This is a genomic window from Paracraurococcus ruber (assembly GCF_004353985.1).
GTDB lineage: Bacteria > Pseudomonadota > Alphaproteobacteria > Acetobacterales > Acetobacteraceae > Paracraurococcus > Paracraurococcus ruber.
In genome coordinates this window covers 1-340 of sequence record NZ_SMOA01000739.1, presented here as the reverse complement: position 1 = coordinate 340, position 340 = coordinate 1, and the positions used below count along the sequence as shown (strand labels likewise).

Below are 340 nucleotides of genomic sequence, written 5' to 3'. Positions count from 1 at the left end.
GGCCAGCCGGGCGCGCAGGGCGGCGGCGGGCGCGGCCTCACCCGGGCCGACCGTCAGGCAGGGCAGCGCCAGGCAATGCCCGTCCAGGTCAAGGACCACCAGCAGGGGCAACGCGCCATCGCCCGCCGGCAGGCCGAGCGCGGCGGGGTCCAGCACCAGCGCATCCCCGGCGGCGGTGCCGACATAGCCGAGCGTGCCGGCCGGCCGGCCTGGCGCCGGCGGCGCGGCCTGCCCGGGCACGACATGCAGCACCATGGCGGTCGGCAGATGGAGGTCGGCGTCGCCCGGCATCGCCAGCCGCAACGCGCCGGTGGCGGCCGCGGCGGCGCGCCGCGCCGCC

1 protein-coding gene is annotated in these 340 nt (G+C 81.2%); it reads right to left on the bottom strand.

Annotation, left to right across the window (positions count from 1 at the left end; translation table 11 throughout):
• The coding region (locus E2C05_RS33940; protein ID WP_205083336.1) for a hypothetical protein at window positions 1-340 on the bottom strand (340 nt) is incomplete at both ends.